At 39.4% G+C, this 20716-nt stretch carries 22 protein-coding genes; 11 read left to right on the top strand and 11 right to left on the bottom strand.

The genetic code is table 11. The features are described from left to right. Nucleotides 1–11 precede the first annotated feature (11 nt). The 4 genes from dnaG to QOL23_RS00420 form a co-directional block, all read right to left on the bottom strand. The gene (gene dnaG / locus QOL23_RS00435) at nucleotides 12–1652 is read right to left on the bottom strand and encodes a DNA primase (protein ID WP_283399605.1); all 1641 of its coding nucleotides are present in this window, start codon (nucleotides 1650–1652) and stop codon (nucleotides 12–14) included. Nucleotides 1653–1717: 65 nt separating this feature from the next. Next, nucleotides 1718–2173, bottom strand: a complete 456-nt coding sequence (gene lspA, locus QOL23_RS00430) for a signal peptidase II (RefSeq protein ID WP_283399604.1) — start codon at nucleotides 2171–2173, stop codon at nucleotides 1718–1720. An 11-nt stretch (nucleotides 2174–2184) separates the two neighbouring features. After that, nucleotides 2185–2766 carry a CPBP family intramembrane glutamic endopeptidase gene (locus tag QOL23_RS00425; protein ID WP_283399603.1) on the bottom strand — a complete coding sequence of 194 codons (582 nt, stop codon included), beginning with the start codon at nucleotides 2764–2766 and terminating at the stop codon, nucleotides 2185–2187. Then, nucleotides 2753–4018, bottom strand: coding sequence for a TIGR04013 family B12-binding domain/radical SAM domain-containing protein (locus tag QOL23_RS00420; protein ID WP_283399602.1), 1266 nt, complete (start codon nucleotides 4016–4018; stop codon nucleotides 2753–2755). The genes QOL23_RS00425 and QOL23_RS00420 overlap by 14 nt, the downstream gene beginning before the upstream one ends. A 76-nt stretch (nucleotides 4019–4094) precedes the next feature. Here QOL23_RS00420 and purS point away from each other — a divergent pair, with 76 nt between their 5' ends. The 6 genes from purS to QOL23_RS00390 all read left to right on the top strand — a co-directional run bounded on the left by purS (nucleotide 4095) and on the right by QOL23_RS00390 (nucleotide 8806). After that, complete coding sequence (purS, locus tag QOL23_RS00415) at nucleotides 4095–4352, top strand: phosphoribosylformylglycinamidine synthase subunit PurS (RefSeq protein WP_283399601.1); 258 nt, start codon at nucleotides 4095–4097, stop codon at nucleotides 4350–4352. Then, a complete protein-coding gene (gene purQ, locus QOL23_RS00410) occupies nucleotides 4352–5044 on the top strand; it encodes a phosphoribosylformylglycinamidine synthase subunit PurQ (protein WP_283399600.1) in 693 nt (230 codons plus the stop codon). The genes purS and purQ overlap by 1 nt, the downstream gene beginning before the upstream one ends. Nucleotides 5045–5053: 9 nt before the next feature. Next, nucleotides 5054–5794, top strand: a complete 741-nt coding sequence (kdsB, locus tag QOL23_RS00405) for a 3-deoxy-manno-octulosonate cytidylyltransferase (RefSeq protein ID WP_283399599.1) — start codon at nucleotides 5054–5056, stop codon at nucleotides 5792–5794. Further along, on the top strand, nucleotides 5784–7391 hold the full coding sequence (gene pyrG, locus QOL23_RS00400; protein ID WP_283399598.1) for a CTP synthase: 1608 nt from the start codon (nucleotides 5784–5786) through the stop codon (nucleotides 7389–7391). Before kdsB ends, pyrG begins: the two co-directional genes overlap by 11 nt. Nucleotides 7392–7400: 9 nt before the next feature. Beyond that, the gene (gene murB, locus QOL23_RS00395) at nucleotides 7401–8243 is read left to right on the top strand and encodes a UDP-N-acetylmuramate dehydrogenase (protein WP_283399597.1); all 843 of its coding nucleotides are present in this window, start codon (nucleotides 7401–7403) and stop codon (nucleotides 8241–8243) included. A gap of 62 nt (nucleotides 8244–8305) precedes the next feature. Then, complete coding sequence (locus QOL23_RS00390) at nucleotides 8306–8806, top strand: Hsp20/alpha crystallin family protein (protein ID WP_283399596.1); 501 nt, start codon at nucleotides 8306–8308, stop codon at nucleotides 8804–8806. Between the two features lie 27 nt (nucleotides 8807–8833). On the opposite strand, the gene QOL23_RS00385 is transcribed toward QOL23_RS00390, so the two are convergent. Both QOL23_RS00385 and QOL23_RS00380 read right to left on the bottom strand, forming a co-directional pair. Continuing rightward, entirely contained in the window at nucleotides 8834–9964 is a 1131-nt protein-coding gene (locus QOL23_RS00385) for an iron-containing alcohol dehydrogenase family protein (RefSeq protein WP_283399595.1), read from the bottom strand. A gap of 196 nt (nucleotides 9965–10160) precedes the next feature. Next, nucleotides 10161–10742, bottom strand: coding sequence for a LolA family protein (locus tag QOL23_RS00380; RefSeq protein ID WP_283399594.1), 582 nt, complete (start codon nucleotides 10740–10742; stop codon nucleotides 10161–10163). 72 nt (nucleotides 10743–10814) lie between these two features. On the opposite strand from QOL23_RS00380, the gene rsmD reads away from it, so the two are divergent. Genes rsmD through uvrC form a run of 3 tightly spaced genes read left to right on the top strand, consistent with a single transcriptional unit; the run spans nucleotide 10815 to nucleotide 13798 of the window. Continuing rightward, nucleotides 10815–11399 carry a 16S rRNA (guanine(966)-N(2))-methyltransferase RsmD gene (gene rsmD / locus QOL23_RS00375; protein ID WP_283399593.1) on the top strand — a complete coding sequence of 195 codons (585 nt, stop codon included), beginning with the start codon at nucleotides 10815–10817 and terminating at the stop codon, nucleotides 11397–11399. Continuing rightward, entirely contained in the window at nucleotides 11392–12057 is a 666-nt protein-coding gene (locus tag QOL23_RS00370; RefSeq protein ID WP_283399592.1) for a 6-carboxytetrahydropterin synthase, read from the top strand. Before rsmD ends, QOL23_RS00370 begins: the two co-directional genes overlap by 8 nt. After that, the gene (uvrC, locus tag QOL23_RS00365; RefSeq protein ID WP_283399591.1) at nucleotides 12041–13798 is read left to right on the top strand and encodes an excinuclease ABC subunit UvrC; all 1758 of its coding nucleotides are present in this window, start codon (nucleotides 12041–12043) and stop codon (nucleotides 13796–13798) included. Before QOL23_RS00370 ends, uvrC begins: the two co-directional genes overlap by 17 nt. Nucleotide 13799: 1 nt before the next feature. Here the strand turns inward: uvrC and QOL23_RS00360 are convergent, their stop codons facing one another. The 4 genes from QOL23_RS00360 to QOL23_RS00345 form a co-directional block, all read right to left on the bottom strand. Beyond that, on the bottom strand, nucleotides 13800–14993 hold the full coding sequence (locus tag QOL23_RS00360) for an ABC transporter permease (protein ID WP_283399590.1): 1194 nt from the start codon (nucleotides 14991–14993) through the stop codon (nucleotides 13800–13802). Further along, nucleotides 14993–16183 (bottom strand): ABC transporter permease, encoded by a 1191-nt coding sequence (locus QOL23_RS00355; protein WP_283399589.1) that lies wholly within the window; start codon nucleotides 16181–16183, stop codon nucleotides 14993–14995. The genes QOL23_RS00360 and QOL23_RS00355 overlap by 1 nt, the downstream gene beginning before the upstream one ends. Then, a complete protein-coding gene (locus QOL23_RS00350) occupies nucleotides 16180–16869 on the bottom strand; it encodes an ABC transporter ATP-binding protein (RefSeq protein ID WP_283399588.1) in 690 nt (229 codons plus the stop codon). Before QOL23_RS00350 ends, QOL23_RS00355 begins: the two co-directional genes overlap by 4 nt. Before the next feature lie 79 nt (nucleotides 16870–16948). Beyond that, the gene (locus QOL23_RS00345) at nucleotides 16949–17275 is read right to left on the bottom strand and encodes a DsrE family protein (RefSeq protein WP_283399587.1); all 327 of its coding nucleotides are present in this window, start codon (nucleotides 17273–17275) and stop codon (nucleotides 16949–16951) included. A 147-nt stretch (nucleotides 17276–17422) separates the two neighbouring features. On the opposite strand from QOL23_RS00345, the gene QOL23_RS00340 reads away from it, so the two are divergent. After that, on the top strand, nucleotides 17423–19312 hold the full coding sequence (locus tag QOL23_RS00340) for a DUF3857 domain-containing protein (RefSeq protein ID WP_283399586.1): 1890 nt from the start codon (nucleotides 17423–17425) through the stop codon (nucleotides 19310–19312). After that, entirely contained in the window at nucleotides 19309–20298 is a 990-nt protein-coding gene (gene tsaD / locus QOL23_RS00335; protein ID WP_283399585.1) for a tRNA (adenosine(37)-N6)-threonylcarbamoyltransferase complex transferase subunit TsaD, read from the top strand. Before QOL23_RS00340 ends, tsaD begins: the two co-directional genes overlap by 4 nt. A gap of 5 nt (nucleotides 20299–20303) precedes the next feature. Here the strand turns inward: tsaD and QOL23_RS00330 are convergent, their stop codons facing one another. Further along, complete coding sequence (locus QOL23_RS00330; protein ID WP_283399584.1) at nucleotides 20304–20684, bottom strand: hypothetical protein; 381 nt, start codon at nucleotides 20682–20684, stop codon at nucleotides 20304–20306. Nucleotides 20685–20716: the final 32 nt, after the last annotated feature.

Genomic DNA, 20716 nt, shown 5'->3' with positions numbered 1-20716 from the left:
GGCTACCTCCTTCAAATAAGTGTTTTATCGCAAAGCTCCCTCAAAACGTCCAAGTTTTTCTTTTCAAGCTCTACTATGAGCTGCCTCAAATACCTCTTTTCGTCAACATCCTCTATTTTGCGAAGTCTTCTCTTTAACTCCTTAACGGCTATTCGGCAGAAAGCACTTCTTATCTCATCATCAGTAAAGTCTGAAAAGAGTATTTCTGAAAGAACTGAAGCTAGCTCGGGAAATTCTGACTGAACGGTAAGGTGGGAAAATCCAGCATTCTTTAAAAGCGTGTAAATTTTTGCCGTTAAAGGAGAAAGGAAAACGTTAGGCGAAACCTCCAACGGAAACTCAATCTTTCTTTCCACCAATCCCTTAATAAATGCCTTTTCTACCGGAGGAACAGGAACGGATTCTTCTGAATCTTCTTTTTTTCTAAAGTTTGGAGCGTTAACCTTAAACCAGGCAGGGTCAACGTCAAACTGAGCAGAAACTTTACTCACATAAATCTTGTAAAGGAAAGGATTGGCTAACCTTAAAGGCGCTATCGCGTTTGCAAATTCGCGCAAGAAGTGAGACTTTTCAAGGTCTGGAAACTTTACTGCCGAATCTATAACCCAGTCTATAAAGGGAAGAGGTGAATTAACAATCTCTTTCAGCTTTTCTGGTAAAGAGTGAGAAAGTGAATCAGGGTCTTCGCCTTCTGGCATAGGAGCGACAAACGGCTCTTTACCTTTTACTAAAAACAACCCTGCCGCTCTTAAAGTCGCCTTTTTACCGGCACTGTCTCCGTCAAACGCAAGAACAGGCTTTTCAACGTAGCGGGACAAAATTCTAACGTGATTTTCCGTTATAGAGGTTCCCATAGGAGCTACTGCATTTCTTACACCTATCTGATGAAGAGAGATAACGTCAAAGTATCCTTCAACAACAACTGCTGTTCTGGTTTTTAAAATTTCCTCTTTTGACTGGTAAAAGCCGTAAAGGGTTGAGTTTTTCTTAAAAACGGAGCTTTCTGGACTGTTTATGTATTTAGGCAGTTTAGAATCATTAGAAAGAACTCTGCCGGCAAAAGCAACAACCTTACCGCCGTGGCTGAATATGGGAATAATGAGGCGTTCTGCAAAGAACTCTTTACCAGACTCAGAAATAATACCTAATTCTCTGGCAGTTTCTCTGCTGACCTTTAGTTCTCTTGAATATCCCCTTGGAGCGTATCCCAACAAAAAGCGCGAAGCGGTTGATTCTTCAATTCCCCTATTCTGCAGGTAATCTTTAAGTTGAGAAATTTTAGAGTGAAAATACTCGGCTACTTTGTAACCTTCTTCTTCTATCTTTGATAGCGCATCGTCTTCCTTGAATTCCGTTGGAAGTTCTATCCCGGAAAGTTCAGCAACCCTTTTAACTGCTTCTGGGAAAGACAGATTCTCATACTTTTCAACAAAAGTTATGGCGTTTCCACCTACGCCGCATCCAAAACACTTAAATATCTGCTTTTCAGGGCTTACAACGAAAGAAGGAGTTTTTTCTGGATGGAAGGGACAGAGAGCTGTGAAGTTTCTTCCTACCTGCTTGAGGGTAAGGTAGTGGGATACTATGTCAACTATGTCAACCCTTGAGAGCAACTCCTGGATAAAAGATGGGGGGAATTTATAGTTCCCCAATTATATCACCTCTTTGTCAAGTAGTCACGATGCTAAGTTAAAAATTATTCAGCCTAACACTAAAGTCAACTTTTCATATACTTATAGAGAAGAAGCAGGCAACCAAGAAAAACTGCTACATCGGCTACGTTAAACGTGGGATAGTGATAAACGCCAATGTGAAAGTCTATAAAGTCAACCACTCTTCCGTTTAAAACCCTGTCAAACAAATTTCCTAAAGCACCGCCGGTAATGAGAGATAAGGAAACAACTTCAAGTAAAGACAGGTTCTCTCGTTTTAAAACGTAAAAAACTATCCAGCCAATTACGGCAACCGGCAAAATTATTAGAAAGAAAAACCTAACTATTTGATTCCCAGAAGAGAAAATGCTGAAGGCAGCTCCCCTGTTTTCAGCTAAAGTGAGGCTGAAAAATCCGGGAATTATAGACACAGACTTAACAAGGAATTTCACAGCTAAAAGTTTTGTAATTCTATCTAAAACAAACACTAAAAAAGCTATTAAAAAAAACAACTTCTTCATCTAACTCTCCGCTAAAACTTAATCAAAGCGTAAATAACGTCTGAAAGCCAGTGAAAGATTACTGGTGCAAATATAGAGCCACTCTTTTCGTAAAGCCATCCCATAATCAGAGAGGGAAAGAAAACTTTAAACATTATAGGGTTGTAGTATATAAATGCATGCGCAGTAGCAAAGAGAAAGCTTGAAACAAAGTTGTTTTTTGATATAAAAAGAAAGAAAGGCTCATTTTCCATTTCAGAGTAGAAGTATCCCCTGAAGAAAGTTTCCTCTGATAGGGCAACGACAAAATAGAAAGAAAGCAGATTCAGCAGTTTATCAGTATTAGGAAGCAAAAATTTTGCCCCTAAGATAGTTAAAACTAAAGCGTAAACAGGAAGAACGGTAACTGAAGCTGCAAGCCCCCACAAAATACCGCTTTTAAAGTTTTTAAAACCTAATTGCTCCGGCGTTTTCTTTGAAAGTAGCGGAATGCCTATAAGGAAAAAACTGTTGATAAAAGCTGAATACTGAGGGTAAAACCGCAGCGTAAACGCAGCCACCACTATTACAAGAAAATACCACTTAATAAACCCACAGTTTCTACACCGCGTCAAAAGCCTTCTCCTTTAAGGTGGTAGAAATGTTATCAAATTGCCCGTGCAGGTAGTCGTAAATTTTAAACGCCAACTGCTCCTGCTGTTTCCAGTTTCCAAAAAGTAGCCCCTTACCCGTAAGCTTATTTATAACTCTTAAAAGCTTCAAATCTACAGGTTTTGGCTTTTTTGCAGCAAAAGGAGTTTTGGGAAGTGGCATGAAAAAGTGAGCGTGGATTGATGCACCCAATTTAGTTAACTCCTCCATAAAGTTTATTGTCTGTTTTATGTCGTCTTCCGTTTCGTCGGGAAAGCCGAAGATGAAGTCAACCTTTGCTTTAAAGCCGTTCTTTACGGCTATTTTCACCGCTCTGTAAACATCTTCAACGGTGTGTTTCCTTCCGCAAAGCTTTAGAATTCTGTCGCTTCCAGATTGGGCGCCTATTACCAGGTTGTCGTTATCGGCATATCGCTTGATAAGCTCTACTGATTCTTCTGTAACGTGTTCAGGTCTTACTTCCGAAGGGAAAGAACCGAAAAATACTCTCCTTACGCCCTTAATCTTTTTTACAGAAGAAAGCAACTCCTCAACGGCTTTCAGGTTAAGCTTTATTCCATCTTCAGAACCGTAAGACAGAGCGTTGGGGGTTATAAACCTGATATCTTTTAAACCGTGTTTTATCATTGTCTCAACGTGCGAAACGACTACATCTATACTCCTGTGCCTAACCTTTCTGCCGAAAATCCTCGGCGTTTGGCAAAACGCACAACCAAAGGGGCAACCGCGGGTAATCTCTATCGGGTTAAACCTTCTGAACCTGATAGAAAATGGCAGAAAGGCGTTAAGGTTTACGCAAAGGCTTGAAGAAGCCTGATATTCTTTATTTTCCATCAAACTCTTAAGAAAAGCGGGAAAAGAAACCTCACCTTCTCCTACAAAAACGCGGTCAAATCCCATCTTCAGCGTTCCGATAGGGTCACCTGAAGGGTGAGGACCTCCTGCGGTAAGAATAAGCTCGCGCTTAACTTCCCTTCTTATCTTCTTAACAGACTCTCTAACGTCCCACAACTGCGGTGTAAAGAAGGAAAAGTTCAAAACGGTTAGTGCAGTTTTCGGAAAAGAGTTTATAAGAGAAACAGCTTCTTCAGAATTTTGAACAAAGTATATGGGAAGGCGCTCAAGCTCTTCGTAAGTTTCAATAGCCCCTAAAAGGGCGTTAATGCTGTATCTATTCAATTTATTTTCAAAGAATACGAGGCGAAGGTCTCTCATCTTCCCTTACCTGCCGTAATAAAAATAATACCCGACAAATGTTAGAATTTTCCCAACAAACGGGAAAGAGGTGGAAATGGCGCTTTACAGGGTAAAAGTTTACATAAGTTACAGGGAAGGAATTTTAGACCCGCAGGGCGTTGCCGTTGAAAAGGCTGCTCACAGCTTGGGGTTTGAAAAGGTGAGCAACGTAAGAGTTGGTAAGTTCATAACGATGAACGTTGAGGCAGAATCGGAAGAAGAAGTGAAGAAAGAGATTGAAGAAATGGCTAAAAGGTTTTTAGTAAATCCGGTAATTGAAGAGTATTCATACGAAATTGAAGAGGTGAAGTAATGAAGTTCGGCATTCCCGTTTATCCCGGTAGTAACTGCGATAGAGACGTTGGCTGGGTTATAGAAAAAGTTTTAGGGCATGAAGTTAAATACTTATGGCACAGGGAAACCGATCTTTCCGGAATTGACTGCGTGGTGGTGCCGGGGGGATTTTCTTACGGTGACTACTTAAGAGCTGGCGCGATGGCGAAGATTTCTCCGGTTACAGAAAGTATATGCGAATTTGCGGAAAAAGGCGGACTCGTTATGGGAATATGCAACGGATTTCAAATACTTTTAGAAGCAGGCCTTTTGCCTGGTGCAATGCTTCCAAACAAAACGCTTACCTTCATATGTGAATTCGTTCACCTGAAAGTTGAGAACAATGAAACACCTTTTACGAAGCTTTACGATAAAGGAGAAGTAATCAGGATACCGATAGCCCACGCTGAAGGAAACTACACCTGTCCACCTGAAGTTTTAAAAGAATTAGAAGAAAACGGACAGGTAGTCGTAAGATACTGTTCACCTGAGGGTGAAGTAAGCGAAGAGTTCAACCCTAATGGTTCTTTAAACAACATAGCCGGCATTTGCAACAAAAGGGGCAACGTGTTTGGCTTAATGCCACACCCCGAAAGAGCTTCAGAAGCCATATTAGGTTCAACAGACGGATACAGGATGTTTGCCTCAATAGTTGAAACACTCACCTCTTAAGGGGGAAGCGTGGAAGAATTTGTCATAGTAATTCCTGCAAGGCTTGGTTCCACAAGGCTTCCCCGAAAACCCCTCCAGCAGCTCAAAGGAAAACCCTTAATAGTCAGAACGGCTGAAAGCTGTTTAAAAATAACAGAAAAAGTGATAGTTGCCACCGACGGCAGAGAAGTTGCAAAAGCTCTAAAAGGCGTTGACGTTGAAGTTGTTATGACGCCTTCTGAACTGCCGAGCGGAACGGACAGAGTATTTGAGGCAGTGAAGGATAAAAACGTTAAATACATAATCAACGTCCAGGGTGACGAGCCGTTCGTAAAGAAAGAACACGTTTTGCCAGTTGCGAAAGCGCTGTTTGAAGGAAAAGCAGAATTCGCGACGGTTGCTGTTCCGTTCTCGTCGCTTGAAGACGTCCAATCACCTCACAACGTAAAAGTAGTTAGAGATAAAAACAAATATGCACTCTACTTTTCAAGGAGTTTAATTCCTTTCCCGAGAGATGAAAAGCTCGACGTTTCAATATTTTTAAAGCACGTTGGGATATACGGATACACGAAGGAAGCGCTTGAAAGGTTTGTTTCCTGGAACAGAGGAAAGCTTGAAGAGATAGAAAAGTTAGAGCAGTTAAGGATTTTAGAAAACGGCGAGAAAATTTACGTTGCCGACGCCCCGTCAGCACCTTTCGGAATAGACACGGCAGAAGACCTTAAAAAAGCTGAAAAGATACTTGAAAAGGAGATGAAAAATGGCTTCTAAACTAATCTTTGTAACCGGAGGCGTTCTCTCCTCTATCGGTAAAGGTATAACTGCTTCTTCAATAGGCACGCTTTTAGAAAGCAGGGGATTTAAAGTTACTATACAGAAGCTTGACCCGTATTTGAACGTTGATGCCGGAACGATGAATCCATACCAGCACGGAGAGGTTTACGTTACCGACGACGGCGCGGAAACAGACCTTGACTTAGGACACTACGAGCGCTTCACCCACGCTACAATGAAGAGAATTAACAACGTTACTTCCGGTCAGATATACCAGGAGATTATTCAAAAAGAGAGAAAGGGTGAGTTTTTAGGAGGAACAGTTCAGGTTATTCCCCACGTCACCAACTTAATTAAAGAAAAAATAAGGCAACTGATGTCTTCAGATGTTGATGTGGTAATCGTTGAAGTTGGTGGAACCGTTGGAGATATAGAAGGTTTGCCGTTTTTAGAGGCTATAAGGCAGCTTGGAACAGAAGTTGGAAGGGCAAACGCCATTTACGTTCATGTAACTTATGTGCCTTACGTTAAAGCCGCTGGTGAGCTAAAAACCAAACCAACTCAGCACTCGGTTAAAGAATTAAGGGCGATAGGTATCCAGCCTGACATAATAGTCTGTAGGGCAGAAAGAAGTATCCCAGCTTCAGTAAAGAAAAAAATAGCCCTGTTTGCAAATCTAAAAGAGAGGGAAGTTATCACAGCAAAAGACCTTTCTACGATTTACGAAGTTCCTTTAGTTTTGAAGAAAGAAGGAATTGACGAGCTTATAGTTGAAAAGCTCCAGCTACCTGCTACAAAAGACTCAGACCTTTCTAAATGGAAAGAGATTGTTCACAGGATAAAGAAACCTTCAAAGGGAACTGTAAGGATAGCAGTTGTAGGTAAATACGTTGAGCTGCCGGATGCCTACAAAAGCATTATAGAATCGTTCGTCCACGCAGGAGCGGCAAACGACGTGAAAGTTGAAATCAAGTGGGTAAGCGCAGAAGAGCTTGACGAAAAAGAGCCGGAAGAATTCCTGTCTGACGTTTGTGGCGTTTTAGTGCCGGGAGGATTTGGCGAAAGGGGCGTTGAAGGAAAGATAAAGGCAGTTCAGTTTGCAAGAGAAAATAAGATTCCGTTTTTCGGCATATGTCTTGGAATGCAGTGCGCGGTAATAGAGTTTGCAAGAAACGTTGCAGGGTTAGAAGGTGCTCACAGCGCAGAGTTTGACTCTTCCACAAAATATCCGGTTATTGACCTGATGGAAGAGCAGAAAAAGGTAAGCGAAAAAGGCGGAACGATGAGGTTGGGCGCTTATCCGTGCGTTTTGAAAGAAGGAACCTTCAGCTTTAAAGCATACGGAAAGAAAGAGATATCTGAAAGGCACAGGCATAGATACGAATTTAACAATAAGTTTAAAGAGGTTCTTGAAAAGGCAGGTCTGGTAATAGCGGGAACGTCGCCGGATGGAAAGTTAGTTGAGGTTGTTGAAGTTAAAGACCATCCGTGGTTTGTCGCCGTTCAGTATCACCCTGAATTCAAGTCAAGACCGAGAGAACCGCACCCTCTATTTGTTGATTTTGTGAAGGCAGCAATGGAAATCTCTTCGTAAGGCTCTGAATTGAAGGTAGAAAAGCGTTCGGCGGAAGAAATTACCACCATAGGTATTGGCGGAATTCACGACATTTTTTACCCTGAAAACGTTAAAGAGTTGAAGAATTTAGTAGAGGGAGGGGATTTTTTCGTTTTAGGGGGCGGGTCAAACGTAGTAATACCTGAAGTTTTAGAAAAAAGGCTTATATCTCTCAAGCTTTTTAGAAATTTTGCGTTTTCTGAAGAAACTTTAACTGCAGGAGCAGGTGTAACGTTAAAGGAAATTTTAAAGGAGCAGATAAGGGGGGGATTTTCCCTTTTTGAACATTTAGCAGGGATAAGAAGAGCAACGGTGGGAGGGTTAATTGCCCAGAACGCAGGAGCTTACGGATTTGAAGTAAAAGAAAGATTGATAGAAGTTAAGTTCTTAAGTTTTGAAAGCGGCGAAGTTGAAGTTCTCAAAGATTTTGATTCTTTCGGATACAGAAAATCCCCCCTCCCCTCCCTCGGCATCATCGTAGAAGCAACCTTCAAAATAAAAAAAGATGCAAGAGTAAAAGAAAAAATCGCCCATTTCGTAAGAAAGCGCCTTGAAACACAACCGCCCTTTTACCTGAAAACTGCAGGCTCCACGTTCAAAAATCCCCCCCACCCCCTCCCGCCGGCAGGGAAACTACTTGACCAGGCAGGCTTAAAAGGATTTAGAGTGGGAAGGGTGGGATTTTCAGAAAAACACGCAAACTTCGCCGTAAACTATGGTGGTGCAACGTTCGAAGAGTTCAAAGAGCTGATACTAACCGCCAGGAAAAGAGTCAAAGAAAAATTCGGCGTTGAATTAGAGTTAGAAGTCAAAGTCCCTTGCAAAATTTAAAGAACCGCCTAATTTAAAATCAGGAATGAAAATTTCTAAAAAACTTTTTTAAGGAGGGAGCGATGTTTGGAGGATTTTTCGGCAGAAGAAGAGGGTTTGACCCCTTTGAAGATATTTTCAGGCAGTTTCAAGAAATGGAAAGAATGATGTCTGAAATGTTCAGAGGCTTCCCGGCAGGCGGTTTTGAAATGGGCTTTGAACCAAGAATAGAAATGTACGAAACGCCAGACGAAGTAGTAGTAAGAGCAGAAATGCCAGGACTTGACAAAGACAGCATAGACATCCGCGTAAGGGGTAACTACCTCATAATCAGAGGCGTTAAGAAAGAAGAAAAGAAAGATGAAAGAGAAAATGTATTCTTCAGCGAAAGCTTCTACGGCGAGTTCCAGAGGGTAATCCCATTGCCGGTCGAAGTAAAAGAAGACGGTATAGAAGCCACCTACGATAAAGGAATTTTAGAGATAAGACTTCCAAAAGCAGAAAGTGCAAGAAAAGAAGTTAAGATTATCGTTAAAGAACCTGAAGAAGGTAAGAAGGAAGATAAAGGTAAAGACGAGAAATAACTGATTGGGGGCTTTACGCCCCCTTTATCAAAACGCTGATTCTAGAATTCTCCGCAGGTCTCTTTCAGAAGGGATTCTCGGTAAGTTAGCCATTAAAAACTTTTTCTCCATGGCAAGGCTTACAAACTGAGAGATGTCAGACTCCATCACTCCAAGGTCCTTTAAGCTTGATGGAATTCCCAAGAAAGAAAGGAACTCCCTCAAAACTGAAAGCACTTCTTTATAATTACCCTCAACTCCCATAACCTTTCCAATTTCTTCTATCTCCTTTTTAGCAGACAACCCGTAGAACGAAAGCACGGGAACCAAAAACACCCCATTCGCAAGACCGTGAGGAACTTTATAGAGAACGCCCAAAATGTGCGCCAAAGTGTGAACCAAACCGGCTCCTGCGTCAGCAATAGCCATACCGCCAAACAAACTCCCCAACATAGTTTTCTCTCTTGCCTCAATGTCAGCAGGATTTCCAAAAGCTCTCGGAAGATATTTATAAATAAGACTTATAGCTTCAAGAGAATAAAGTCTCGAAATTGGCGTAGCTCTCTTTGAAAGGAAAGACTCTACTGCGTGAGTGAGAGCGTCAACGCCGGTGTTCGCCGTAACAATTTGAGACTTTGAAACTGTAAGCTCTGGGTCATCAACAGCCAAAACGGGAAAGAGAAACCGCGATATAAGAGGCGCTTTACGGTACTTTTTTCTATCGGTCAAAACGGCGTAAGGCGTAACTTCAGAACCGGAACCGGAAGTAGTAGGAACAGCCACAAGAGGAACAGAAGGATTTTTAAAAGCATCCGGAACGCCTATGTATTCTTCAATCGCACCAGAATTAGTAAGCATAATGGAAACAACTTTTGCCACATCTATCGCACTTCCGCCGCCAACAGCAATTATTAAAGTGGGAGAAAACTTTCTTACAACTTCCAAAACGGCGTAAGCATTTTCTACAGAAGGGTCAGCTTCTACAAGGTCAAAAACTTCCACTTTCCCGCTTATCTGCTTCTTTATAGCTTCAGCGTAGCCGTGGCTTACGGCAGACCTACCGCAGATAATTGCAGTCTTTGAAGTATCCAATTTAAGAGATTCCACCTCTTGAGATAGTTTATTAAGAGACTTCCTGCCGAAAACTATTTTTGTAGGGATAAAGTGCCTAAATATCATAAATTCCTCCTCCACAATTAACTTACAAAATTTTATCCTAACAAAAATTTCTCACAAAACTTCGATAAAATTGAATAAGGAAAATTTTTAATGCAATACTTGACATTAAATACAAAAGCAATAAATTAGCTTTTAACACCTTCTTCCAGTTCCCATGGTACTCTCCCTGGTCGGCTCTGCCGACCTCTCCCTTAAATCAACTGCACCTTTTTAACTTAAACAGGTTGTCCTTTAAAGGAATGTTTTTCTTAAATGCCGTAATTAGGTAAGTTTCCTCCGTGCCGTCCTCCTGCACGACTTTAATTTTCAAAAGTTTTTTGCCGTTAAAGTAAAAAACTATCCTTTTGAAAAAAGAACCTTTAAACTTTGGCTCTGCAACTGCAACATCTCCCTTAGCTATAACTTTATAGTATTTACGAAACACTTCAGGGTTCTCAAATAGAGATATAAGCGGAAATAGGTCACTTTCTTTCGTCAACCTAAACAACTGACAATCGCCATCGTCGGGAAAAACAGTTTCCACAAATTTTCCGTTAGAAATAATGTAGATTTCGCTCCCTTCAATATATTGCCAGCGAAACTTTAAAGGCTTTTTGTAATAAATAACTCCTTCATAAAGAGATACTTCGTCGCCGGCAACGGGAATTTTCGTAATCTGCCTGAATTTAACAACAGCGCTCCTAATGTTTTCAATAGACTTAACAAACTCCTCAAAATTCGCACGAGCAGGAACAGTAAAAAACAGCAAAAAGAAAATCACTAAAAACTTTTTCAGCATCACTACCTCTAATTGATTAATTTCCTATATTTTAAACTCAAGCAAAATTTAATCCTCTTTAAAGGAAAGAGCATGAGAATTATAGGTGGAAAACTTAAAGGTAAAAGGATAAAAACGCTACCAAAAAGAGACGACACAAAACTTTTAAGACCAACAACTGACAGAGTTAAAGAATCTGTATTTTCCATACTGAACAATTACCTTGAAGGAACAACGTTTTTAGACCTTTTTGCAGGAAGCGGAAATGTCGGTATAGAAGCTCTCAGCAGAGGTGCCGGTAAAGTAATTTTTGTAGAAAACGATAAAAGATTCTGCAACCTGATAAAAGAAAACCTTAAAAAGTTAGGCATTGAAAAAGATAGATATGAAGTAATCTGTGATGACTACGTTAAAGCTCTCAAAAAGCTGGCAAAAAGGGGAATGGTATTTGATTTTATATACGCAGACCCACCTTACGAAAAGGGGTTTTACACACGCATAGTAAATATGGTTAAAAACCTTGGACTTCTTGATAGGGACGGACTGCTGATTTTAGAAGAACCGAAAAAACACCCGTTTTTACCAGAAGATGAAAAGTGGATAGTAGAAAGGCGGGGCTACGGAACTACGCTCGTAACATTCGTAAACTTTCATCCAGAAGAGGAAGAAAATGTATGAAATTTCAAAGTCTTTTGAGTTCTCCGCAGCTCACTCTGTTCACTCTCAAAAGTTAGATAAAAGGTGGGCTAAAAACACATATCCCAAGTGTAGAAGACTTCCCGGCCACGGGCACAACTACAAACTAACAGTCTATTTAAGTTCGGAAAATTTAGATAACGCTCAGATGGTTACAGACTTCGGTCACTTATGGTGGCTGAAGGAGTTTATAGATAACTTCGTTGACCACAAACTTATTTTAGGAGCAGACGACCCAGCGCTTAAACTGTTCTTAAACAAGTTAGGCATTTTAAAGGAAGACACTCTTTCCCTACCTGAAGAGATTAAATCAGCAGAAGTTAAAGTAGCTTTCGTTGACGAAAATTTCAAGTTAAACGTTGAAGACTTTAAAAAGGTTAACTTCAAAGAGCTAAAAAGACTAAATTACTTCACTTTCTTCACAGTTAAAACAAAAGACAACTCTATCATTGAAGATTTCTACGCAAGAATTTTAGAAGGTCTAGCCTTTATAAACTGCTCCCCAACGAGCGAAAATTTAGCAAGGTTTTTCTACTTCTTCGTTAGAGAAAACGTTAAACCTTTAAACGTAAAGTGCCAAAAAGTAGCGATACAGGAAACTCCAACTTCTAACGCAGTTTTTTATGAAAATGAGAGATAAGCTTGAATTAGTCCCCGACGCTCCAGGCGTTTACCTGTTTAAAGACGTCAAAGGAAACGTTATATATGTAGGCAAAGCGAAGTCTTTAAAAAACCGCCTGACCAATCACTTTAACGCCACAAATCCTAACGATAAAAGTTACAGAATCGTAAAAACTGCCGCAGACTTTGAATACATAGTGGTAAAAAGTGAAAGAGAAGCACTGATATTAGAGGCTGAACTAATCAAAAAGTATCTACCCAAGTTTAACGTCCTTTTAAAAGACGACAAAAGCTATCCTTATATTCTAATAACGGACGAAAAATATCCAACAGTTAAAATAGTGAGGAAAAAAAACGAAACCTCTGGCAAAAGGTTCGGACCTTTTATCCCCGCAAAAAACGCAAGGCACGTTAAGGAAGTTATACACAAGGTATTTAAGATTAGAAAGTGCAAGGAATTGGTTAAAAGAGATAAACCCTGCCTTCAGTACTACATAGACAGATGTACCGCTCCGTGTGCAGGATACGTTTCGGCTAAAGATTACGCGCTTCAGGTAAAAGGTGCTCTCTCTTTTCTTTCTGGCAACGTTAAAAGTTACATAAATGAACTGTACAAAAGTATTGAAAAAGCAGCCGAAAATTTAGAGTTTGAAAGGGCTGCCATTTTACGCGACCAGTTGCTTTCATTAAAGGACATCTACGAAAGAGGAAGCGCATTTTTTAACGATTATCCTAATTGTGATGTATTTTACTTAGAAGAAAAAAACGGTCTCTTCACAGGAATTAAGTTAACCGTTAGAAACGGCATAGTTTACGGAAAAGAAACCTTTACTTTTGACCCCATTGATGTATGGGATGAAAATCTCTTAAAAGAGTTATTCGCTCTTAAAGAGGCAAAGTTAAACTGTAACGTTGTAGGAAGCATTTGGCTAAAAAACACATATGAGGAACCGCCTTCCCATCCAGTCCTCTCAAACTTCTCCTCGCTACTTCCTTACCTTAAAACAGAACCAATCCCAGAGGGAATAGAATCTTTCATAAAAAAGAACAAAGCCACTACTCCAAGAATCTCTTTCAAGTTAAACGAACTAAAACGGGAATACGAAAAAGTTTTTTTAGACTCCTTTCCTGAAAGAGTAGAAGTTTTTGACATATCCACGCTTCAAGGCACAGGAACAGTAGGCTCTTGCATAGTTTGGGAAAACGGAAAGTTCGTCAAAAACGACTACCGCAGATACAAAGTAAAAACAGTAAAAGGCGTTAACGACTACGCTTCATTAGAAGAAGTTTTAACCCGTAGATTTAAAAGAATAAAAAAAGGAGAAGTGAAAAAACCTTCTTTAGCTCTCATCGATGGTGGTATAGGACAGCTCAACGTTGCATTGAAAGTAAGAGATTCTCTAGGGCTTGACTTCAGAGTTTTTTCCATAGCCAAAAAAGAAGAAATCGTTTACACAGACGACGGAGAAGTTGTAGAAACTAAGAAATATCCCCACCTTTACAGATTTTTCACGAATCTTCGCGACGAAGCCCACAGATTTGCTGTAACTTTCAACAGAAAAGTCAGAGAAAAACTAATGCTCACAAGCATTTTTGACGATATCAAAGGATTAGGCGTAAAACGCAGGAAAATCCTTGAAAAGTTCTACCCTAACCCCAAAGAAATAGCCAACGCCACAGTAGAAGAACTGAAAAGCATTGGAATACCCAAAAATGTTGCAGAACAAGTAATTGAGAGAGCAAAGAAACTATTAGATTAAACTACTCTTCCTTCAAAATCTCCTTCGGGTCAAAAGATGTAGCTCTCAAAGCCGGATAAACTCCAGCCACTAAACCGATAACCAACGACAGCGAAAAAGAAATTACTGCACCATCAATAGGAATATAAGCAACCCAACCTGCTACTTTAGAAACCAGCAAAACCAGTAAAATAGCTAAAGCTATTCCAGGAATAGCACCCGAAAAAGAGAGAATGATTGACTCAATTAGAAATTGAACAAGAATATGCTTCTTTGAAGCTCCAAAAGCCCTCCTTACACCTATTTCTATAAGCCTCTCGTAAACAGAAAGCGTCATTACAGCCAATATTCCTAAAGCACCAACACCAAAAGATATAGTGGCTACAATTATTGAAAGCTTAGAAAATATAGCCAATGCCTGTTTTTTTGTATTAACAACATCCTCGTATCTATCAACTGTAAAATCTTTCTTTCCGTGCCTTTTTAGCAAAAGCGTCTTAACCTCTTTTATAGTTTCTCTCACCATAGAAGGAGAAACAGAAAGAACGTAAATTCCATCAATATAGTCAACGTTTGAAATCCTTTTAACAGCAGAAGTTATAGGAATAAAAATCCTCGTATCCAAGTCTTCTCCGCTTAAGTCCGTTCCTCTCTTTTCCATCACTCCTACAATTTTATAAGGAGCATTGTAGAGATAAACCGTCTTTCCTACCGGACACGTTTCCCCATAAAGCTCTTTAGCAACTTCATAACCGATTACTGCAACCTGAGAAATATTTTCCACATCATCTTGCGTTATAAATCTTCCACAAAAAGGATGAAAGTCGGTAACTATCTCATAAGACGGCGTAGTTCCTACAACATCAGAAGAGATAGACTTTCCCCCATAATGAACATTAGGATTAACCAATTTATACGGCGCAACGTCCCTGACCGATGGACATTTTTCTTTTATTGCTTTCGCATCTTTCAACGTAAGAGTCGGATAAAAGGATAACTGTAACGTTCTACCTCCAAAATTTTTTACCTCTCCTGGTATAACAACTATCAGGTTAGCCCCCATACTCCCCAACGCCTTAGATATACTTCTCTTCATTGCTCCTGTTATGCCGGTCATCAGCGTTAAGGCAAAAACACCAATAGCAACTCCTATAACGGAAAGAACCATTCTTTTCTTGTTCTCCCTAAAGTAGGAGAAAAGGGCATTAACGTTCATTAAACCTTTCTCCTCAAAGAAGTTATAGGGTCAAGCTCCGCTGCCTTCTTGGATGGAAAATACGCTGCCAGCATACATACAAGAAGAGAAAAGAAAGCTGCAATAAAAAACGCCTCTACAGGATAAACAACAGGAATTTTAAGGGCTGGCAAAACATACTTTACAGAAGCAAAACCCACAAAAGTACCCAAAATCACCGAAATAATGGCAATCACTATACTTTCTGACAAAATCCTCCACAAAACCGCCCTTTTAGTAGCCCCCAAAGCCCTCCTCAAACCTATTTCCCACTCTCTAACTTTAACGTTTATATAAAAGATTGAAGAAAGAACGAATCCACCAACAACCAAAGCTGTTGTAGAAGCTATCCCCAAAAACAAGGCAAAAGTAGCCGACATCATAGAGAGAAATTTCTTAACCACAACCGGCGTAATTATCGTAAACTCATCCTTTCTATGTCTCTTCAAAAGTATCTGCTTAGTCTCTTTAAGAATTTGCTGATAACGGTTAATATCAACAACTCTAAACCTGATAACAGAAACCTTTCCGTAGGTTTTATCTACCACTCTGTCAAACAAGTCATAGGATATAAAAACTCTATTATCTAAATTATGACCGTTCGGCGTTTTTCCTTTCTTCTTGTAAACCCCTATAATTCTAAAAGGAACTTTTCCTATAAGAACTATTTTCCCTATAGGATTTTCGTTAGGATAGAGAAAATCACTAACATCGTGACCGACAACGGCAACTTTCTTCATATTTTTAAAGTCATCAGGAGAAAATCCCCTCCCCATCTCCACCCTATAATCCCACGATTTCAGCCAATTTTTTCCTACTCCAAAAACAGCAGAAAACTTAGACGTTTTAGTATTGGAAATCATCATTGGCTTTACAATGCCGTAAGTCAAAGCATATATACCTTCAAGCTTAGAAATATCTCTCACATCATCAAGAGAAAGATTTCTCGTTCTCCCTCTCGGACCTTTCCCTATAGCCCCAGAAACTATTAAAACAGAATCGGGACCAAGCCTCTCTATAACCTTCCTCGCCTGAAGAGTACTTCCCTTAATCGCCGAAACGATTAAAACTAACGAAGAAACCCCAAATACTATTCCTAAAACAGCAAAAACCGTCCTCAATTTACCGTGTATAAGAGAAGCTAAAAGGTCTTTCAGAAAAATCCCGCTCATACCTTCACTTTTCCATCAACAATTTCTATAACCCTTTTAGCGTAAGAAGCCACATTTGGGTCATGAGTAACAACTATCACTGTTTTTCCTTCCTCATTTAACTCCTTAAACGTCTCCATAACAGCCTTTCCTGAAGCACTATCAAGCTGCCCCGTAGGCTCATCAGCGAGAATAATTTCCGGAGAATTCATCAAAGCTCTTGCAATAGCAGTTCTCTGCTTCTGACCTCCTGAAAGTTGCTCCGGTTTGTAATCCATTCTTTCTTTCATGCCGAGTCTTTCAAGAAGCTGAATGGCTCTTTCTTTCGGCGAAACTCCCCTAAAAAGTTCCTTTTTAGTTTTAGAATCAAGATATTCAGTAGGAAGAAGAACGTTATCTATAACGCTCAAATAAGGAATTAAATAAAAAGCCTGAAAAATAAAGCCTATGTACCTACTTCTTAACCTTGAAAGTTCATCATCAGTCATTCTGAGAACATCCTTACCATCAAGGTAGTACTTTCCAGAAGTAGGCTTATCAAGACAACCCAAAATATACATCAGCGTTGACTTTCCAGAACCCGAAGGTCCCATTATAGCTACAAACTCACCTCTTTCTATCTCAAGAGTTATCCCTTTAAGCACTTCTGTTTCAAGCTCTCCCTGCTTAAAAACCTTCCTAACGTTTTCAAGTTTAATTAAAGCCATAAAGCTTCTCCAAAGGAAAAATTTGACACAGAAGGATTATAATTGCCTTCAAGGAAACTTTCCAGCAATAATAACAAACTTAAAAATAAATAACCTTATCAGCCCATTTGATTATTTCGTATAAATCTTCCATCGTAGAAAGAGGACAAACTCCCTCCTCCCCGTCTTTAATAAATTTTTTAACAACTATGCACGTACCACAGGTATATATCTTTCCTCCTCTTTCCAGAAAACTCTCTATCGCTTCCTTTAAGTGAAGCTCCTCCACATCAAGAATTTTATCCTTAAAACACTCCCCTAAAATAAATAGTTTTACCTCACTATCAGTTACAGCTGCATTAACAAATTTAAGAGCGCTGCGCATTCTTTTTACTTCATTAGTTCCCACAACAACTGCCAATTTCATCTTTCCTCCCTCATTCTTGTTATTAGCAAGTATTATTGTATGTTTTTTTTTTGCATATATCTACATTATGCACTTGCATTTTACTTTAGCATTTTCCCACCAAACTCTTTTGATAAACTTTTCCTACACCGCAAAAGGAGGTGAAAAATGAAAAAAACAAAACAGCTTCTAACCGCTATCCTGCTAATTCTCTTAATTCCCTTATCGGCATTAGCCGAAAACTACGGCGCAGTAATTCTTTACGACCACTCATCAGTAAAGTTCTTCAAAGATGGCAGAAAAATTTTTAAAGAAGAAATGGCAGTAAAAATTACTGGAAAAAGAGGAATCAAAGACTTTGGCGAAGTAGTAATTCCTTTTTCAACAGAACACCAAAAAGTAAAAATCCTCTACGCCTACACCGTAACCCCAGACGGCAGAAAAATCTACCCAAGTAAAAAAGCCTATAACGTAGTCTATCCACCGTTCGTATCTGAAGCTCCTATATACTCAGACTTAAAGTACCAAACAATCTCAATGCCAGCAGTTGCTCCCGGTTCAATCATTAAATACGCTTACGAAGTTGAAACCTTCAAGCCTTACATGAAAAACGAATTCTGGACTACAAATTACTTTCAGGGAGAATATCCCGTTAAAGAAGCAACATTTACAGCCTACATACCAAAAGGAAAATACTTCAAATACAAGTGTTACAACATGAATAAAGAAGAAGCCACACCACAAATAAAAGAAGAAAAGAACTTCAAAGTACTTTCCTGGAAACTTACCAACGTTCCGCCAATAGAAACTGAACCCTCAATGCCACCAATAGGAGAAATAGCCAAAAAGATTTCTATAACATCTCTTAAAAGCTGGCAGCAAGTTGCAAAGTGGTATTCAGAACTTGCAAAAGATGCCATAAAACCGGATAAAACAATTAAAGAATTAGTAGCAAAATTAACAGCAGATAAGAAAACGAAAAGAGAAAAGATACAAGCTATCTACGACTTCGTTTCCCAGAATATCAGATACGTAGGAATGGAATTCGGAATCAACGGCTATAAACCACACAAAGCTTCCGAAATATTAAAGAACAGATACGGAGATTGTAAAGACCACGCAACACTTTTAGTTGCAATGCTTAAAGCAGCAGGAATTAAAGGTTATCCCGTATTAATACCAACGTCAGACAAGGCAAATATGGATAAAAACCTACCAATGCCCACCGCTTTTGACCACGAAATAGCGGCAGTTAAACTAAATGGAAAAATAGTTTATATGGATACCACTTCCGATTTCGTTCCGTTCGGATATTTACCTCCTGGAGACCAGGGAAGAAACGTTTTAATGATTGACGTTGAAAAAGAGAAAGGTTATTTGGAAGAAACCCCCGTTGCACCGCCTTCAGTAAACGTAGAACATTTTAAAGGAAACTTCTCTTTAAACTCCTCCGGGAAATTAGAAGGCACCTTTTCTTTCATATACAAAGGCGTTTACAGTATGTTTGAAAGAGCAAGACTCATAACAGCAACAAAGCAGGACATAAAAAGGCACGTTGAAAACTTGGCTTCCTCAATTTCTCCAGGATTTAATGTAGTGGAGTATCATCTTTCCGATTTCAAAAACCTTGACATTCCCGATATAACAATTTCCATAAAAGGTTACGATAACGAATACGCAACGTTAACCTCTCATTTTCTACTTGCCAAACTACCCATTCCTTCATTTTCTCGTTTAGTATCCTTAGTTGCAGAAAAGAAGAGAAAATACCCCTACGTTGTTGGTTACAAAATGTCTAAAGAGATAGAAGCTAACATTGAAATTCCAGCAGGATACAAGCTTTACCTAAAACCTGAAGATTTCACGTTCAAAAACAGAGTAGGATTTATGAGTTTGAAATGGAAAATCAAACCGCAAACCCTAAACATGCACTTAGAGCTAATTCTCAACAAGCACGTAATTCCCGCTGAAGAATACATGGATTTAAGAGACCTTTTCAACACGTTTGTAAAAACTATTAGAAACGAAGTCATTATCCTGAAGAAGGAGCAAAAATGAAAGTTTTAGGGATAGATACATCCTGCGACGATACGTCAATTGCCGTCTACGACGGAGAGAAAGATAGAGTACTCTCAAACGTAGTTTCTTCTCAGCACGAGTTTCATCAACCATTTGGTGGTATAGTCCCAGAAATTGCTGCAAGAAAACACGCAGAGAACATAGATTTAGTTTTTCAGGAATCACTACAAATTGCAGGTATAGAAACAAAAGATTTAGACCTTATCACTGTAACAAGAACACCGGGACTTCTACCTGCCCTTTTAGTTGGACTAACCTTCGGGAAGGGACTTTCCTACTGCCTTTCCCTTCCCTTTAAAGCAGTTCACCACATAGAAGCACACATCTACTCCCCTTTCATAGAAAAAAGAAAGGAAATACCGGATAAATTCCTCGCCCTCGTCGTAAGCGGAGGGCACACGTTAATGTTTTTAGTAGAACATCCTTTTAAATACACACTTATAGGCAAAACGTTAGACGATGCCGTAGGAGAAGCTTACGACAAAGTAGCTCAAATGTTAGATTTAGGATATCCCGGAGGACCTGTAATAGATAACATTTACAAAAACTATTTCGGCGAATACGTCCAACTTCCGAAACCCAAAGTAGAAGGATTTAATTATAGTTTCAGCGGGCTAAAATCTGCTGTCAAAAGACTTATAGAGAAAGGTTATCCCAAAGAACAGTTGGCAGCATCGTTTCAGAAAACGGCAATAGAATACCTGTTAGGTAAACTCAAGAAAGCCATTGATTACTATAAGGCTGAGGCAATAGCAGTATCTGGAGGAGTCTCAGCAAACTCCCTTTTGAGAGAAGAACTCTTAAAATTAAAAGAAAAAGGTAAAAAAGTTTTTATTCCAGATATCAAATACACGTCCGACAACGGTGCCATGGTCGCATTTGTAGGATACATGAAATACCTGTTAGAAGGAGAAGACCCTCTAACAATCTCTGCAGCAGCTCGCTCTATATTAAATAGCAACTAAAAACTTCATTTTAAAACACCAATAAGTTTTAATAGAAATAAAACGGTATTCTGATTTGTTATAACTATCAAAAAACCAAGTATCACTAACCATCTTTTTATTCTTTCTTCCAAAGTCTTTATTTCATCTTTCAGTTCCTGTCTTGTAGTTTCAAGTTCCTGTCTAACCAATTCAATCTCTCGTCCAACCAAAGAAATATCTTCTTTAGTCGCAAGTTCTTTCCTAAGTTCATCCCTTAATTCAGCCTTTACTACCGATTTCTGCTCTTTAGCCTTCTCTTCAACTGCTTCAAATACCTCTTCTATAAGTTTTATTGCCTCTTTTGCTTCTTCTTTTCCAAGCTTTCTCTCAAAAAGTTCATATAATTCAATAGGTATAGTTGGCATTTAATCCTCCTAAACTCTGAACATATATTAAT

This window comes from Desulfurobacterium pacificum, from assembly GCF_900182835.1.
In the GTDB taxonomy this organism is placed as follows: Bacteria; Aquificota; Aquificia; order Desulfurobacteriales; family Desulfurobacteriaceae; genus Desulfurobacterium_B; species Desulfurobacterium_B pacificum.
The sequence above is the reverse complement of the archived record's forward strand: the minus strand, read 5'-3'. Positions and strand labels throughout refer to the sequence as shown.

What these genes read in the sequence shown, in the direction of transcription:
- lspA (WP_283399604.1), bottom strand. Translation starts at nt 2,173, where the DNA reads ATGAAGAAGTTGTTTTTTTTAATAGCTTTTTTAGTGTTTGTTTTAGAT.
- QOL23_RS00420 (WP_283399602.1), bottom strand. Translation starts at nt 4,018, where the DNA reads ATGAGAGACCTTCGCCTCGTATTCTTTGAAAATAAATTGAATAGATAC.
- purS (WP_283399601.1), top strand. Translation starts at nt 4,095, where the DNA reads ATGGCGCTTTACAGGGTAAAAGTTTACATAAGTTACAGGGAAGGAATT.
- purQ (WP_283399600.1), top strand. Translation starts at nt 4,352, where the DNA reads ATGAAGTTCGGCATTCCCGTTTATCCCGGTAGTAACTGCGATAGAGAC.
- pyrG (WP_283399598.1), top strand. Translation starts at nt 5,784, where the DNA reads ATGGCTTCTAAACTAATCTTTGTAACCGGAGGCGTTCTCTCCTCTATC.
- QOL23_RS00390 (WP_283399596.1), top strand. Translation starts at nt 8,306, where the DNA reads ATGTTTGGAGGATTTTTCGGCAGAAGAAGAGGGTTTGACCCCTTTGAA.
- QOL23_RS00385 (WP_283399595.1), bottom strand. Translation starts at nt 9,964, where the DNA reads ATGATATTTAGGCACTTTATCCCTACAAAAATAGTTTTCGGCAGGAAG.
- QOL23_RS00380 (WP_283399594.1), bottom strand. Translation starts at nt 10,742, where the DNA reads ATGCTGAAAAAGTTTTTAGTGATTTTCTTTTTGCTGTTTTTTACTGTT.
- rsmD (WP_283399593.1), top strand. Translation starts at nt 10,815, where the DNA reads ATGAGAATTATAGGTGGAAAACTTAAAGGTAAAAGGATAAAAACGCTA.
- QOL23_RS00370 (WP_283399592.1), top strand. Translation starts at nt 11,392, where the DNA reads ATGTATGAAATTTCAAAGTCTTTTGAGTTCTCCGCAGCTCACTCTGTT.
- uvrC (WP_283399591.1), top strand. Translation starts at nt 12,041, where the DNA reads ATGAAAATGAGAGATAAGCTTGAATTAGTCCCCGACGCTCCAGGCGTT.
- QOL23_RS00360 (WP_283399590.1), bottom strand. Translation starts at nt 14,993, where the DNA reads ATGAACGTTAATGCCCTTTTCTCCTACTTTAGGGAGAACAAGAAAAGA.
- QOL23_RS00355 (WP_283399589.1), bottom strand. Translation starts at nt 16,183, where the DNA reads ATGAGCGGGATTTTTCTGAAAGACCTTTTAGCTTCTCTTATACACGGT.
- QOL23_RS00350 (WP_283399588.1), bottom strand. Translation starts at nt 16,869, where the DNA reads ATGGCTTTAATTAAACTTGAAAACGTTAGGAAGGTTTTTAAGCAGGGA.
- QOL23_RS00345 (WP_283399587.1), bottom strand. Translation starts at nt 17,275, where the DNA reads ATGAAATTGGCAGTTGTTGTGGGAACTAATGAAGTAAAAAGAATGCGC.
- QOL23_RS00340 (WP_283399586.1), top strand. Translation starts at nt 17,423, where the DNA reads ATGAAAAAAACAAAACAGCTTCTAACCGCTATCCTGCTAATTCTCTTA.
- tsaD (WP_283399585.1), top strand. Translation starts at nt 19,309, where the DNA reads ATGAAAGTTTTAGGGATAGATACATCCTGCGACGATACGTCAATTGCC.
- QOL23_RS00330 (WP_283399584.1), bottom strand. Translation starts at nt 20,684, where the DNA reads ATGCCAACTATACCTATTGAATTATATGAACTTTTTGAGAGAAAGCTT.